The organism is Rahnella sp. ATs2, assembly GCF_051851855.1.
Classification (GTDB): domain Bacteria; phylum Pseudomonadota; class Gammaproteobacteria; order Enterobacterales; family Enterobacteriaceae; genus Rahnella; species Rahnella variigena.
In genome coordinates this window covers 116,026-129,620 of sequence record NZ_JBLYPL010000001.1, presented here as the reverse complement: position 1 = coordinate 129,620, position 13,595 = coordinate 116,026, and the positions used below count along the sequence as shown (strand labels likewise).

The window sequence follows — 13,595 nt, the reverse complement described above, 5'->3', positions numbered from 1 at the left end:
GTTGCAGCAAGCGAAAGACAAATCGGTCAGGAACCGATTTGAACAGCGCTCGCGCTGGCCCGCAGGGTGAGCCTCAGGGACGAGGCTCATTAATCCCGATGAGCTGACATCAGTCAGTGATTCGGGTGAACGAACGCCGCTGCGGCGTCAAGGACGCAGGCTAAATGCGGCTTAAACAGTCGATTGCAATGGCCTTGAAGCTTTCAAAATTCTCACTGCTCAGCAAACGGCTCATCGACCGTTCCCGCACAAACGTCACGAACAAATCGTAAATCGCCATCGCTTCTTCGTAATCCGCCTTACTGATCGCCAGCAGGAAAATCACGTGCGCGGTTTCCCCTTCTCCCCAGGCAATGCCCTGCGGCGAGAGCAGCGTAATCACCACGGTTTTCTTCGCCAGCAGTCCCAGAGAGTGCGGCAGCGCAATCCCTTCGCCCAGCATGGTCGAGACAATCTCCTCACGCTCGACCACCGACGGGTAAAACGCCTGATCGACATATCCTTCTTCTTCCAGCTGTGAACACACATGGCGGAACAACTCCGCCTGCGTCATCGGCTCTTTGACGATCATGAAGTGTTTTTCGTCGAAGAATTTTTCCAGCATATAAGGCCGTGTGCGGTCGACCAGCACCAGCTTACCGAGCTGTTCCATCTGGTATTCGGTCGGGAATGGCGACAGCACCACCACCGGCTTATTCTTCTCGGTGATGCGGGCGTTGGAAATAATAAAATCTTCGTCGACATGCTCCAGCTGCTCGTAATCACGCAGCGAAACCACCTGTTTCATCACCAGTTGCGGATACTTACGGTTAATCTGTGCCTGGATCATGCGGATGGTTGAATTGCCGGTGTCGCACACCAGCATCACCTGCGGATGCCGCTGGTAACCGATATTGTAATGCCGCTCAAGCCCGACGCCGATATGCAGCACCAGAAAACCAATCTCGTTTTCACTCAGCGTATAGGGCGTGTATTTTCCCCAGCTGGAGACCGCTGCCAGCGTGACGTCATAGGCCATCGGGTAATGCTGTTTGATATTATTCAGCAGCGGATTCGGGATGTTTATCTGATATTTCACCCGCGTAATCATGGTCTTAATGTGCGTCAGCAGGTCAGCACGCAGTTGCTTATCGCCCTGCAAATCATAGTTATAGTGCGAATTGATATACGACAGAATGTAATCGACCAGCGCTTCGTCATCGTCGGCATTAATGTCGGTCGGCAGAATTTGCTGCACGCGGCGGGCGGCGATATTTACCCGCAGATAAGCTTCCTCAGAGGCCGGAATTTCCTTGCCGACCAGATTTCTGAGCTCAGCCGCCAGACGCACGGAAACCTGCTTCACCGCCGGGTCTCCGTCTTCTGCATCAAAATCGGTCAGCGGATAACCGCCGGTAATGCGTTTGATCGCCACCGCGCAGTACAAGATCAGATACTGCTCGCCCTCATCGGTCAGCTGAACAGAAGACTGCGTCAGCACCTGATGCATAAAGCGTGTCAGCGGCACCAGCGCTTCCGGCTCCAGACTTTCCGCCTTCAGCAGCGGATTCGCCTGTTCTTCGGCATCCAGCTGGAACAGCAGGTCGGTCAGACAGGCGCGGATCGCCAGTTCTGCACCGAACAGTTTCATACCGTAGCGCGGTTTGGTTTCGATATTCAGGTGATAGCGAGCCAGATGCTCCCTCACCTCAGCCATATCATTTTGCAGGGTTCCCCGGCTGACAAACCATTCATCGGCCAGATCTTCCAGCTTCAATGAAAAAGCTGAGGTCAAAAAGCGGATCAGCAACGTTTTCACCCGCTCAGCGGCAGTGCGCGGCGTCGGATTCGGTTTGCGTTGCGTCGATTGCTGTAACGTTGAGAAAAGCGTCTGATCGTCAATCCGCAGCTGATACCCGCTGCCACGGTTGTGAACAAACGTCGCACCAAAATCGGCGATGATTTCATTCAGCGCAGTAATATCGGCACGCACCGTGCGCGTCGAAACGGACAGACGTTTTGCCAGTTCATCCTGAGGAAGGGTTTCGGTTTGCAGCGCATCAAACAGTTGCGCCAGACGTTGATTGGGAAATCTCACCATTGTTCTTCCATATTATTGCGGATACGCCCTCTGCGCAGTCACCGGTAAAGTTTCCACGCAGATGGTTTAGTTCAGACGCAGTACGTTATCAGGGCGCAATCACCATCTGTGACGGACTGCCCACAGCCACATAATCATCAACGAATGACAGTTTGCCGTTTTCGCCAGAAACCTTGAATCTGGTGATGTTATCGCTTCGTTGATTCATTGCGTAAATATATTTGCCGTCCGGTGACAACGTCAGCGTTCGTGGATAATCGCCACGCGTCCAGGTTTCATCACTCCAGGTCATTGCGCCTTCGCCGGTCACGTTAATCTGCGCGATGCTGTTATGCAGACGGTTAGCCACGTACAGATGCCTGCCGTCTTTGCTCAGCACAATCCCTGCCGCAAAGTTGGTGCCTTTGAAACCGGCCGGTAACGATGACAGACTGTGCAACTCCGTCAGCGTGCCTTTAGTGGTATCAAAGCGATAACTGGTCAGGGTCGAGGCTTCCTCGTTGATCAGGAAAACCACTTTACCGTTCGGATGGAACACAAAATGACGCGGTCCCGCACCTTCTGAAGAGGCCTTGATGAACGGCGGATCGTTGGCTTCCAGCACGCCGGTTTCGCTGTTGAGTTTCCACTGATAGATCCGGTCAAGCCCGAGATCGGTGGAGAACACAAATTTGCCGGAAGGATCGGTGGCGATCATATGTGCGTGCGGCCCGTTATGGTCGCTGATGGCAAAACTGCCTTCCGCCGCCGCTGCAGGTTTGCCTGCCCCCGCCGGACCGGAATCCTGCTGGCTGTTGCTTGCTTCGCTCAGTTTTCCACTGGCATCCACCGGGAACACTGCCACCACGCCGCTGATGTAGTTCGCCACCAGCAAATGATCACCTTTTGGCGTCAGCGACAAATACACCGGCCCTGCACCCTGCGAATCCACCTGGTTAATCAGCGTCAGGCTGCCGTCTTCCGGCGCAATGCGGTAGGCCGCCACAGCGCCATGTTTGCCGCCGTTGTAATTATCAATTTCACTGCCGATAAACAGCGTTTTACCGTCGTGGCTGAGTACCATCTGCGCCTGATTCGGCAGCTGGCTGGCGAGCGTTTTATCACTCAGCGCGCCGGTTTTCGGATCGAATTTAAAGCGGTAGACACCTTCCCCGTTCGGGTTGTAGGTGCCGACGTAAGCAAAATGCGGAGTCGTCGAAGTCATTGTTTTTTCTGCTGCATAGAGCGGCATGGCAGACACTGCCAGCATCGCGGTGGTTAAACCTGAAATCAGAAACCAGTTTCTCATACATTTCCTCAGAATTTGGGATATCAGACAAACGAGAGAACCCTGCACCCGCTCAGTCGCTGAGGGATGCAGGGTGTTTAACCGCGCAGACGGCTTACCGCGCAGGAAAGGTCAGATCCTTCAGCCCAGCAGCTTTTTAACGCTGGCCAGCAGGGTTTTCACATCTTCAGGACGGGTATTGCCCGACGCACTGTCGATGATTGAGCTGTAGATATGCGGGATGATTTTGGTCACGCCCGCCGCCAGCGCGATTTCCATAATCGGCTCGAAGTTTTCTAAATCGATGCCGCCGGTCGGTTCCAGCCAGAAATCCTGTTCCGCACAGGCACGGGCCACGGCAGCGAATTCATCGCGGGTTTTCAGGCCGCCCATCGGGAAATATTTCACCGAGCTGCCGCCCATATCTTTCAGCAGTGCAATGGCGGTTTCCACCGGCACGATGGCATCCGCAGAAGCTGAACTCAGTGGTCCGGTATTGATCTTCACAAAGCCGGGTTTACCGGTCGGTGAAATCAGACCGTTGACCACGCTGTCGTTTTGCCCAAGCATTCCACGACTGGTACCGACGCCGGTAAAGACCTGATTGACGTGCTGCGGCTGAACCTGCGCAGAAATCTGGCTGACCATCAGCGACTGACGCGGATCGCCCGCCCCCAGACCGACGGACAATGCGTTTTCAATCAGAGCGGCATACTCTTTCATGTCCGCCACTGCGCTCGCGACATCCGGATAATTTTTGGAAAGCACACCGACCAGCACATGACCTTCTGCCGCTTCGTAGATGTCACGGGCATTGTCTTTGGAGCCCGCCAGCACATTCAGGCACACGCGGTCACGGTAGAAATTTGGGGTCAGCTTCATGCTTTCTCTCCGCTAAAAAGTTGTTTAAAACGCTGTGCGACAACGGCGAGTTGCGGTGGCGTCACGCTGCGCACATCGACTTCAATCTTGCCTTCGTTGGCGCGGTAGCCACGGAAATAAATCGCGGTGTCGCCGTTTTTCATGGCGTCCACGATGGCTTTGGTTTTCCAACCCAGCACGGTTTCATCGAAAGTAATTTCCGTGCGGGCGATATCACGTCCTGCGCTGTCCCAGACTACGCGGCCAGTGACGCCGTTGATTTCATTCAGGCTGGCGATAAATGGCGTCATCTTGTCGACCATTTCCTGCCCGGTGGTTTTTGGCAGCGTGATGTAGCTTTCGATCGCCTGCGTCAGGCCAAGAATGCCTTCTTTGCCGACTTTCATCGCACGACCAATCCCGCCCGATTGCAGTTTTACCCATTCGACGTACTGCTTTTTGCCGAGCACCAGACCGCTGGTCGGCCCTTCAATGGCTTTTGCGCCGCTGTAAATCACCAGATCTGCGCCCATCTCGTAATAGCAGGTCAGGTCTTCTTCTGCGGCCGCATCGACGATCAGCGGCAGATTATGCGCACGCGCCACTTCAGCGGCCTCCGCAACCGACAGAATGCTTTTCTGCACTGAGTGGTGCGATTTGATGTACATGATGGCGGCGGTACGCGGGGTGATGCAGGCAGCAAGTTGCGCGGCGGAACATTCATTGGCGTAACCGGCTTCCACCACTTTGCCGCCACCCATCGTGACCATCGTCGCGACCGGCGCACCAAAGTTCACGTTATGGCCTTTTGGCAACACGATATCGTGTGGAATTTCCAGCGGCGCGGCGTGCAGGTTTTCCAGCAGCCACGCGTCGTCTTTGACGATCACCGCCGCTACGGACTGCGCGATCCCGGCGGAAGCACAGGACACCACCACAGCATTTTCTACGTTCAGCAATTTCGCGATATAAGCGCCGGTTTTATTCACCAGATCTTTCATCTCGAAGTAATGATTCAGACCGGTATTCACTACCGCGGCGACTTCCTCGCGCGGCGTGGAAACGCCCAGCGCCGTCATACGACCAGACGCGTTAATAACCTGTTTTAAATCATATTTTTCATATAACGATTGTTCAGAAGACATGAGCAGATTTCCCTTCTTCGGTTAACAGGGTGACGCCCGCGACCACAGCGGCCAGAGGCACCAGCAAACTTTCGCCCTTCACGGACTGTCCTTCGGAATCGACAAACACCTGTGGCGCAAAACGCTGCTCGAACAGGGTCAGGTCGGCATCAGCGCCGGCTTCCAGGCGGCCTTTAGCCGGCAGGCGCAGCGCGTCAGCGGCGTGCGAGGTGACGCAATCAATCACCTGCGTCAGGGTCATACCGACGCTAAAGAACTTCGACATGACGGTCGCCAGGCTATGCACCGGGCCGTTCATACGGTTACGGCAGTAAATATCGGAACTGATGGTGTGCGGCAAAATGCCCTGCTTAATCGCCAGTTCCGCCACGTCGAAACTGAAACTCGCGGTGCCATGACCGACATCCAGCAATACGCCGCGGCTCAGCGCACGTTTAATGGAATCGCGCAGCACACCTTCCGGCGAGAGAATGCGGTTCGGTTTGCCGTTGTAGCAGTGGGTGATAATGTCGCCCGACGTCAGCAAATCCGCGATCTCATCGAGATTCGGCGGGTTATTACCGATATGCACCATCAGCGGCAGGTCGTCGTTTTCCTGCTGAATTTCTTTGGCGCGCACCAGTGGCTTGATGCCGTTCTGGCCGACCACGCTGCTGCTCATGCGCGCTTTAATACCGATGATAAAACCGGGATTTCGCGCGATGGCGTCACGCACGCCGACTTTGTCGATCTGCGTCATATCCGCCAGTTCGTTCTGCGTGACAATGCCGGTGCGGGCGATATTCAGAAACGCGTAGACGTTGGTGTTCGCCGCACGGGTTATCTGATAGAAATCGTCGACATCATTCGCGCCGGTGCTGCCGGCATCCGCCACGGTGGTAACGCCACAGGCGACGCCAATCAGGTCAGCGTCGTCATGATAAATCGGCGATTTGGGGTAACAGTGAACGTGGGAGTCGATCCAGCCTGCGCTGGCGTAAACCTTGCCCTGAAGATTGAGAGTCTGGCGGGCAGTGGCATCGGCTGCCAGCGGGCCAATGGCGGCGAATTTGCCGTCCTGAATTGCAATATCAGTCAGGCTGCCGTCTGTGCGTAATGCCTGCCGGATGATTAAGTCATACATACGACGTTCTCCATAATCCGGGCGTCAGGAATATTCCCGACGCCCGCTTTACTGCTGATTTGCTTCTATGTTGCTGTTCTTACAATGAAACCGGGAAGATAGCGCCCAGAATCATGGCACCCAGGATCGCCCCCCCGGTGATAGGCTTCTGCCACAGATAAAAACCCAGTGCGCCGAGCAGTGAACCCAGACCGATCGGAATCGAGGCCGCCATCGCTGACAGGATAATCAACGGCCCGAGGAAGCGGCCGGAGGCATTACCCGCGCCCATCATCACGTCAGCGCCGTAGGTTGAATTGCTCTGATTGATGGTGAATTTACGCGCCAGAATAATGATGTAACCGACGGCTAAACCGAGGATCAGACCGGTCACCAGCGAGGCGGCGAAGTTCGCCACCGGGAAAATAAATCCTGCCCCCAGCAGCATCGCCGGAACGCCCAGACCGATACCCGTCTGGATTGCGCCGCCGATATCGAGAATACCGACCAGCGAACCTTCGATGATGCGGGCAAACAGGAAGCTGGCACCGAAGGCCGCCACTGCGCCATACACACCGGTGTCCATGCCCGAGCGCAACATCGACACAAACGCCACTTCGTTAAATGCGCCGATGCCGTACAGGTAATACATGTGTGTCCCGGCGAAGACGCCTGAAGACAGCAGTCCGACAAAAATCGGGAACGACCACTCGGCGTACCAGAAACCACGTTTGGCTTGTTCTTCCATTGTCATGCTCCCTTACTTACCGCTGAGTGAATTGTGAATGCCGTTCAGCCATGTCGGGACGTCCAGCATGAATGACTGCAACAGTTTGACGTCGAAACCACGGAAGAAACCGCTGAGGACGAACAGCGCGATAATCGCCGCCATCATCACTTTGGTCACGTGGTTCCAGCCGCTTTCTTCGACGCCTTTACCGATCAGGATACCCAGCACCAGACCCGGTACGGCGTTACCCATAATCATCTGCGCCAGACCGCCAAAAATGGTGGCCCAGAAACCGGAACGACGCCCTGCATCAATCGCCGCCAGCCAGAAAATCACCGGCATGACAGTGTTCACCAGCAGGTTGGCCGCCGGTACCAGCACTTTAATCGCGGTAACCTGTAACGCCGGAGGAACGGCGGACGCGGTGGTGTTGAGGAAGGCCACCACAATCATGCCGATGATGCCGCCGGCAATCGCCATCTTGCGCGGGTCGTGCATGGTTTCAGCCACATTGCGGTTTTTGAACATCAGCGCCGCGGTAGCCCAGTGAGGGATGATGCGGTGGTCAACGTCCTGCGTGAAAGAACCTGCTGCTACGGAAGATGCCCAGGCGTTAAAGAAGAAGCCCAGACCGAATGAGAAATGCGAAGCCGGATCGCCTTCACAGGAGTTTAATTCCCCAAGCGTACGAAAAGCCCCCATTCCTTGCACGGTTGGCGCATGGAACATACGTGCGGCACCCGCACCTACGCCCACGCCAACCAGTCCGCCGATAATAAGCGACTTAAATAAAATAATTAAAAACATCAGTATATCCTTGTCATTTATAGCTAACGTTTTTATTTCGTGACAAAAACTACCTGTTCCGTATTAATAACAGTCAGGTTGACGGTAATGTCTAACGCCACGTAATAACTCTTTCTTTCCCTGGCCAGAAAAAAGAACAGAAACTTTTCTCTTTTCACTGACTCTTCTGCTTTTATTACCTTGACGTCCTGCGGTTCAATACGCAGCAAGACATTATTGGCGGAAGATTTGAGAACAGTCCTCTGAACCTGACTCAGTGCGGAAGAAAAGGCGGCAGCCTTATTTTCGCCTTTTCCTTCAACCCGAACTGTCGTGGTTAATTGTTGCTTCATTACGCCTGACCATACTTCTTGTTAAACGCTTCAACCAGACGCTGACCCAGTTCTTCTTTATCCATAAATCCGAACCCTAATACCAGACAGCCTTCGTTAATTGCCGTGACGCCTTCATCCACTGAGCGCATCCCGTACTTGGCTTTATATCCATATTTATTTTGTGCGGTAATCGCACCCGCGCCGCCACTGCCGCAGAAGGAAATACCTAAGCTGGCACCTTCTGCTTTCATCACGTCGCCAAGTTTCATATCTGCTGCCATACCTGGGACAACAATGGCTTTTCCGCCAGCCGCTTCCACGCCTGCCGCCACTTTCTGGCCTTTACCTAAACGGTCGCCGATCACAACTAATACTTGTCCCATAATTCACATCTCCAGATTAATTAATTCGCGGTATTCTAAAAAAGTTATTTCGGTTCGTTGTCTCTTGCGACTTCAAAATGCACCGAGAGCAAATACGCTTCCTCAATCGGTAAATTTCCGAACCAGCTGACCACTTCTTCTGCCATTTGCATGGATTCGGCAGAAATTTCATCAAATAAATCTTTTTCGACTTCAGGTAACGGCTCGCCGGTAATGGCGCGTAATACCATGGCTTTTACGTGAGACGTTAACATCTGCAACTGAACATCTGTGGTGTAGATATTCTTCGCGCTTTGCATTGTCTGAATATCTTTTAATACTTGCTCTGTTGTGGCCGGGGCATCTTTCAATTCAATCCGCCCGATTCCTTTCACAGATGCGCTTGCGTTATTCACTCGCGATTACCTCTCTCCTTACCTGACTCACTATTTCAGCCGTTTATTTCGTCTGTCTTTACCCTAACTCTGGGAAGATTTCCTGTGTAGTGGGTCTTTTTCCAGTTCAAAGTGGAAATACGATGAGCTGAGCAGATCCAATTCGCAAAACGAAAAGTTAAGTCGCCATATCACTGAATATTGCTGTCTGTAGCAGCGTATTTCACTGGTAATCGGATTTTTCGCAATGCGGATTAATTCCCTCACAACGCTTTCATTTCCGCTTAAGAGTGCCTAGTATCAAAGAACACATGCAAATCACTGACACCCCTGCGTTAACGCGCGGGGGTGTTATTTTTTGCCGACCGGCACCCCACTCGCATGAAGCGGGTGATGCAAAAGGAACCACGGAGAATGTTATGAGTAAACCGACACTGATCATCAATGAACTTGACGCAGAACGCCTGGACACACTGCTGGCGCAACCGGCTTTTGCCAACAGCCCGGTCGCCGACGCACTGAATGAAGAGTTGGATCGCGCAGAGATTTTGCCACCCGAGCAAATCCCGGCCGACGTGGTTACGATGAACAGCAAGGTTCGCTTTACTGAAGGTAAAGACGGCGAAGAACACATCCGCACGCTGGTGTATCCGGCTGCGCTCAAAGACAGCAACGAGCAACTGTCCGTGATGGCGCCGTTAGGTGCCGCCCTGTTGGGACTGCGCGTGGGTGGCAGTATCACGTGGGAAATGCCGAATGGCGAGAACAGCCGGATTGAAGTGCTGGAATTGTTGTTTCAGCCGGAAGCGGCTGGGGAATTGAGACGTTAAGGCAGTTAACTCCTTGTTCTGCGAAGGTTGAAGGCAACGCGCTGAACGGCTCCCTCCCCTGCGAAGGGGAGGGTTGGGGTGGGGTATTAATGACGAATCAATAAGTTGAAGTTTGCACTGACATTGGTTTTGTCATTAACCCCCCCTCCCCGCCTCCCCCTTCGCAGGGGGAGGAGCAAGACACCGGCCATCTGCTTACTTAAATTTCTTGTGGTTCTCATTCCTTGTCGCCTTAAACCCTTCTGCTTCTTTCTTCGCTTCATCGACCTTGCCCGCTTTGGCTAAAGCGGAGGCCTTGTCAATCTGGCCAATCAGCGTATCCAGCCCTTTGTGGTAATCCTGCATTTCCGGGCTGTCCGGTGCTTTGCCTTCCAGTTTCGGTGGCGTGGCTTTTTTCGCGTCTTCGGCAGCGGCTTTCATGTTAGCCAGACCGGTAGTCAGTTCAGCCTGATCGTTGGTTTTCAACACCTTGCCGTAGTTATCAGCAATCGTGTCCATGTCCGTTTCTAAATCTGCCGCCAGTGCCACCGTGCTGCTTCCCAGCATTGCGACTACCGCTAACGCCATCAGTTGTTTACGCATGAGCTTTCTCTCTATTGTTATTTATTTGTTAGATAAAACGACATTGCTTGTAAGGCTTTATAAAAATAGGCGGAGAGAGAGGAAAACGGGATGAATTTTTTGTAAAGAATGGTAGCGGAAGAAACAGCAGCGATCGGGCGATCGCTGCTTTGGAAGCGTTATTCGCCGGCGATTTTCATTGCCGGTAACAGCACGGAACCGCACTGAATGTTGCTGCGGGTTTCGATATCGCTGCCAATGGCGACCATATTGCGCCACATGTCTTTCAGGTTACCGGCGATGGTGATTTCGCTTACCGGATACTGAATCTCACCATTCTCAACCCAGAAACCTGCTGCGCCACGAGAGTAGTCGCCGGTCACACCGCTGACGCCCTGTCCCATCAGTTCGGTAACGACCAGGCCTTTGTCGAGCTTACGCAGCATACCGGCGAAATCATCACCCTGACCGGCGATGCGCCAGTTGTGGATACCGCCTGCGTGGCCAGTGGTTTGCAGACCGAGTTTGCGCGCGGAATAACAAGTCATCAGCCAGTTTTGCAGCACGCCGTCTTTGACGATATCGCGACGCTCGGTGCGCACACCTTCGCTGTCGAACGGCGTCGAAGCCAGCCCCTGCAACAGATGCGGATGTTCTTCGATGGTCAGCCACTCCGGCAGGATTTGCTTGCCGAGGCTGTCGAGCAGGAAGGACGATTTGCGGTAAATGCTGCCGCCGCTGATCGCCCCGACCAGATGACCGAACAGGCCGGTCGCCACTTCGGAGGCGAACAACACCGGTGCCTGCATGGTCGGTAATTTACGCGGTGCCAGACGCGATAAGGTGCGGCGTGCGCACTCTGCGCCAACCCATTCCGGATCTTTCAGGTCACTCATCTTACGGGCGATGGAATAGGCGTAATCACGTTCCATGTCGCCTTCGTGTTCAGCAATTACGGAGGCGGAAATCGAATGGCGCGTCGAGCAATAGCTCTGCAACATGCCGTGACTGTTACCGAAAACGCGGATGCCGTAATGGCTGTTAAAGCTGCCGCCTTCAGTGTTGGTGATGCGTTTGTCAGCCTGTAAAGCAGCCTGTTCAGCACGGGCAGCCAGCTCAATGCTGCGATCGGGATCCAGCTCTTCCGGGTGGAATAAATCCAGATCCGGCGCGTCAAACGCCAGCATCTCTTTATCAGCCACGCCCGCGAACGGATCCGGTGACGTGTAACGGGCGATATCCAGTGCCGCCTGTACGGTGCGGGAAATAGCGTCCGGGCTTAAATCGGTGGAAGACGCGCTGCCTTTACGATTCTGATAATAAACGGTGATGCCCAGTGCGCCGTCGCTGTTGAATTCCACGTTCTCGACTTCACCAAAACGGGTGCTGACGCCGATACCGGTGGTTTTGCTGACCGCCACTTCTGCGGCATCTGAACCCGCTTTCGCCAGTTCCAGAGCCTGAGATACGGCCTGTTCCAGAGTTTTACGCTGCTGCGCTACTTGATTCACTACGTTCATCGGCATGTCATCGCTTATGAGATAAAAGGGATTGTTCTACACTGGTATTAAGAAACTTATACCTTTGAGTCTAACAGAGACTCGCCACAATTTCGCATTACCTCCGGCGTTGTTATGCCCAAAGTTGCAACAGAACATGGATGTATGCGGCATAACCCTGCATAATGCCGCCGAAGCAATAAAGCACAATCAAACTGACAGGATTACCTCGTTAAGAGGAAGCGCCCATGACAAAGAAAATTGACGACTGGCACGATGACGTTCCCGAAACCAACGAGAACGAAGATGAAGAAGAAATCATCTGGGTCAGTAAAAGTGAAATCAAACGTGACGCCGAGGCGCTGAAAGATCTCGGTGCAGAAATGGTTGAGCTGGGTAAAAACTCGCTGGACAAACTGCCGCTGGATGACGATCTGCGCGCTGCGATCGACTTAGCGCAGAAGATCAAGAAAGAAGGCCGCCGCCGTCAGCTTCAGCTGATCGGTAAAATGCTGCGTTCCCGCGATGTCGAGCCAATCCAGACTGCACTGGACAAGCTGAAAAACCGTCACAACCAGCAGGTTTCGCTGTTCCATAAACTGGAAATGCTGCGTGACCGTCTGGTTGAAGAAGGTGATGATGCAATCCCGCCGGTGCTGGAACTGTATCCGGAAGCTGACCGCCAGCAACTGCGTGCGCTGATCCGCAACGCACAGAAAGAGAAAGCCGCTAATAAGCCGCCGAAATCTTACCGCCAGATCTTCCAGTATCTGCGCGAACTGGCTGAAGGTCAGGACTAAAAAAACAAAAACCCGCCTTTTTACTTAACAGAAAATGGCGGGTTTTTTCTTTTCAGCCTTTAGCCTTTACTGCCGGTTTCTCCAGCAGATTCAGCCGCAGATCCCCTTCCAGCTCCTCTTCGGCCTCTTCAAACAGCAAAATCAGTGCGCCGAAACGCCGCTTGCGGCTGGCATTCAGATTGATGAAATCTATCTCAACCGGCAGCGCAATCCCGCCTGTTACCTCATCCCAGAGTGCATCCAGATTCGCACCGAAGCTGTCGGTCAGACCAAACTGACGGACAAACTCGGCGTAGAATGCGGGTAAATCCGGGATGTGATTAAAATCGAAGCTCACTTTATTCATCGACATTACTCCACCCGAACGAAGTTCTGATAATGGTCTTTACTGACGTAAATCAGCCCGTCGCTGGCAAACAGCACGCGGTCTGCCCCGCGACGCCCGCAGCGATAGTTGATATCTGCCTCGCGCCATACCCGTTTGTTGGCCGATGGCAGACGACCTTCACGGTTTGAAAACCGGTCGCCGCCAATGGCTTTGCCCGGCAACACATCACACAGGTTGCCGGAACGCGCATCCCAGCCCGCTTCACGCGCCTTTTTCTTGGTGATGTAATTGTCAGGCAGTCTGTGATTCTGGCGCAAATAACTCACCACGGATTGCTCATCAGTGCCCGCCACAATTGTGCCCTGGTTGTATGTCGATTTCGCGACAACATGCCCGGCAACACCAGACAGCCCGAGAATGACCGCAGCTGCCATCATCAGTTTGCGCGAACGCAGCCAGTTAAATGCCTTCATTGACGTCCTTTTTTTGTAGCCAATTGTTTGTAGCCAATTGT

General features: G+C 53.6%; 16 protein-coding genes. 2 read left to right on the top strand and 14 right to left on the bottom strand.

The annotated features are described in order from the left end of the window. Positions 1 to 160 precede the first annotated feature (160 nt). The 10 genes from ACJY2G_RS00595 to ACJY2G_RS00550 all read right to left on the bottom strand — a co-directional run bounded on the left by ACJY2G_RS00595 (position 161) and on the right by ACJY2G_RS00550 (position 9,084). Positions 161 to 2,080 carry a BglG family transcription antiterminator gene (locus ACJY2G_RS00595; protein WP_430319879.1) on the bottom strand — a complete coding sequence of 640 codons (1,920 nt, stop codon included), beginning with the start codon at positions 2,078 to 2,080 and terminating at the stop codon, positions 161 to 163. An 88-nt stretch (positions 2,081 to 2,168) separates the two neighbouring features. Next, entirely contained in the window at positions 2,169 to 3,368 is a 1,200-nt protein-coding gene (locus tag ACJY2G_RS00590) for a lactonase family protein (RefSeq protein WP_430319878.1), read from the bottom strand. 120 nt (positions 3,369 to 3,488) lie between these two features. Further along, complete coding sequence (gene dagF, locus ACJY2G_RS00585) at positions 3,489 to 4,229, bottom strand: 2-dehydro-3-deoxy-phosphogluconate aldolase (protein WP_430319877.1); 741 nt, start codon at positions 4,227 to 4,229, stop codon at positions 3,489 to 3,491. Next, positions 4,226 to 5,353: a DgaE family pyridoxal phosphate-dependent ammonia lyase gene (locus ACJY2G_RS00580; protein WP_430319876.1), complete on the bottom strand. Its 1,128-nt coding sequence runs from the start codon at positions 5,351 to 5,353 to the stop codon at positions 4,226 to 4,228. The genes dagF and ACJY2G_RS00580 overlap by 4 nt, the downstream gene beginning before the upstream one ends. Then, positions 5,343 to 6,476 (bottom strand): amidohydrolase/deacetylase family metallohydrolase, encoded by a 1,134-nt coding sequence (locus ACJY2G_RS00575; protein ID WP_430319875.1) that lies wholly within the window; start codon positions 6,474 to 6,476, stop codon positions 5,343 to 5,345. The genes ACJY2G_RS00580 and ACJY2G_RS00575 overlap by 11 nt, the downstream gene beginning before the upstream one ends. 79 nt (positions 6,477 to 6,555) lie before the next feature. Further along, positions 6,556 to 7,203 (bottom strand): DUF4310 family protein, encoded by a 648-nt coding sequence (locus ACJY2G_RS00570; RefSeq protein WP_112288360.1) that lies wholly within the window; start codon positions 7,201 to 7,203, stop codon positions 6,556 to 6,558. A 12-nt stretch (positions 7,204 to 7,215) separates the two neighbouring features. Continuing rightward, positions 7,216 to 7,992 (bottom strand): DUF4311 domain-containing protein, encoded by a 777-nt coding sequence (locus tag ACJY2G_RS00565; RefSeq protein WP_056776226.1) that lies wholly within the window; start codon positions 7,990 to 7,992, stop codon positions 7,216 to 7,218. A 32-nt stretch (positions 7,993 to 8,024) separates the two neighbouring features. Beyond that, the gene (locus tag ACJY2G_RS00560) at positions 8,025 to 8,324 is read right to left on the bottom strand and encodes a DUF4312 family protein (RefSeq protein ID WP_047605601.1); all 300 of its coding nucleotides are present in this window, start codon (positions 8,322 to 8,324) and stop codon (positions 8,025 to 8,027) included. Then, positions 8,324 to 8,689, bottom strand: a complete 366-nt coding sequence (locus ACJY2G_RS00555) for an SFCGS family glycine-rich protein (protein WP_112288358.1) — start codon at positions 8,687 to 8,689, stop codon at positions 8,324 to 8,326. Before ACJY2G_RS00555 ends, ACJY2G_RS00560 begins: the two co-directional genes overlap by 1 nt. Before the next feature lie 44 nt (positions 8,690 to 8,733). Continuing rightward, positions 8,734 to 9,084: a PRD domain-containing protein gene (locus tag ACJY2G_RS00550; RefSeq protein WP_112288357.1), complete on the bottom strand. Its 351-nt coding sequence runs from the start codon at positions 9,082 to 9,084 to the stop codon at positions 8,734 to 8,736. A 398-nt stretch (positions 9,085 to 9,482) separates the two neighbouring features. Here ACJY2G_RS00550 and rnk point away from each other — a divergent pair, with 398 nt between their 5' ends. After that, positions 9,483 to 9,893 (top strand): nucleoside diphosphate kinase regulator, encoded by a 411-nt coding sequence (rnk, locus tag ACJY2G_RS00545; RefSeq protein ID WP_112288356.1) that lies wholly within the window; start codon positions 9,483 to 9,485, stop codon positions 9,891 to 9,893. Positions 9,894 to 10,088: 195 nt separating this feature from the next. On the opposite strand, the gene cybC is transcribed toward rnk, so the two are convergent. Both cybC and pmbA read right to left on the bottom strand, forming a co-directional pair. Continuing rightward, a complete protein-coding gene (gene cybC / locus ACJY2G_RS00540) occupies positions 10,089 to 10,475 on the bottom strand; it encodes a cytochrome b562 (RefSeq protein WP_112290439.1) in 387 nt (128 codons plus the stop codon). A 158-nt stretch (positions 10,476 to 10,633) separates the two neighbouring features. Next, positions 10,634 to 11,974 (bottom strand): metalloprotease PmbA, encoded by a 1,341-nt coding sequence (gene pmbA, locus ACJY2G_RS00535; RefSeq protein ID WP_015690526.1) that lies wholly within the window; start codon positions 11,972 to 11,974, stop codon positions 10,634 to 10,636. 227 nt (positions 11,975 to 12,201) lie between these two features. Between pmbA and yjgA the strand changes: the two genes are divergently transcribed. Then, entirely contained in the window at positions 12,202 to 12,753 is a 552-nt protein-coding gene (gene yjgA / locus ACJY2G_RS00530) for a ribosome biogenesis factor YjgA (protein WP_112290437.1), read from the top strand. 52 nt (positions 12,754 to 12,805) lie between these two features. On the opposite strand, the gene ACJY2G_RS00525 is transcribed toward yjgA, so the two are convergent. Together ACJY2G_RS00525 and ACJY2G_RS00520 are read right to left on the bottom strand one after the other, a co-directional pair. After that, the gene (locus ACJY2G_RS00525; protein WP_112290436.1) at positions 12,806 to 13,099 is read right to left on the bottom strand and encodes a barstar family protein; all 294 of its coding nucleotides are present in this window, start codon (positions 13,097 to 13,099) and stop codon (positions 12,806 to 12,808) included. 5 nt (positions 13,100 to 13,104) lie between these two features. After that, positions 13,105 to 13,554 (bottom strand): ribonuclease domain-containing protein, encoded by a 450-nt coding sequence (locus tag ACJY2G_RS00520; protein WP_120162171.1) that lies wholly within the window; start codon positions 13,552 to 13,554, stop codon positions 13,105 to 13,107. Positions 13,555 to 13,595 lie beyond the last annotated feature (41 nt).